This window comes from Bacillus sp. 196mf (genome assembly GCF_003217275.1).
GTDB lineage: Bacteria > Bacillota > Bacilli > Bacillales > Bacillaceae_G > Bacillus_A > Bacillus_A thuringiensis_S.
The window spans coordinates 1-1,135 of sequence record NZ_QJTG01000118.1 but is presented as its reverse complement, the minus strand read 5'-3'; the positions used below and the strand labels follow the sequence as shown (position 1 = coordinate 1,135).

Here is a 1,135-nt window from a genome sequence, read left to right as displayed (position 1 = left end):
GAAGAAAATTGAAAAAATATTTAAATCAAAATAATAATGAAGATGTAATCTGTGTACAGTTAATAAATTATCTAGGAGGTGTAGAAGATCTTAACAATAGTTATTGTATGGATCAGCAAAGAATTTTCAGGAATTTTAAAGGAATCAATTTTACAAACACTATTCACGAGACTTTATCTTTAAATGGGGTAGTGAAAAAGATAAAGTTTACAGATATAAAAATCTTACCTATAAAAGTTTATCATTTTGGTTATATGGATTCTAGAGTTTTATACAAAAAGAAATCACAGCGTAATCTTGAAATATTGCAAAGAGAGGTATTAAAAGAGGATCATAGTCCTTGGGTAGAATATCACCTAGCTAGTGAATTATACAACATCAAAGAATACTACCTATCTTTTTATTATATAAATGTATCTATAAAAAAATTTTTAGAACAAGAAGAATTACCTCCTCCATTAATTTATCTTTTGAAATATTCAATATTATTTAACATTGGAGATTTGAATACAATATGTCTCGCAATAGATCATGCAATTAGCCTATACCCAGATTATGTAGATTTAATTTTTTTAAAAGGAAAAATCTTATTTAAAAATAAAGACTATACAAATGCTCTCCGTTCGTTTGAAAAATGCATTAAATTGAAAGGAGGTTCCAGTTCGATATATTTATCTTTGAAAGGAACAGGAAGTTTTATATCATGGTATTATAAAGGACGTTGTTTGGAACACATGAATAATATTCAAGGAGCTAAACTGGCCTATCAGACCTCGTTACTTGCATATCCTAACTATACTCCAGCAAAAGAGGCTCTTTCTAATATTAGACTTTATCATGTTTAGCTCAGTGAAAATTTTTTGAAATTTAAGTTCTATCTAATTGGACGTATTAACATTTACTGAACGCTAAGTTAATTGAATGTTATGGTTATTCTTGATTTAATAAGGGTCACACGACATTCCCATGTTTAGTGCAGAATGAAAGTACAAAATCGTTGCTCGACTCTGTACTTTCATTCTGCACTAAACATCCCGTTTGCGAACTGTTGGATAAGATTTCAATTAAAGGCAGTAACATTCTTGGTGACAAGGATTATGGCTCTCGAACAATTCGTGAATATATTACCAATCGA

At 29.3% G+C, this 1,135-nt stretch carries 1 protein-coding gene; it reads left to right on the top strand.

Going from position 1 to position 1,135, the window contains the following annotated elements; genetic code table 11:
- On the top strand, positions 1–845 hold an 845-nt coding region (locus tag ATL10_RS30845), incomplete at its 5' end, for a tetratricopeptide repeat protein (protein WP_220037398.1).
- Positions 846–1,135 lie beyond the last annotated feature (290 nt).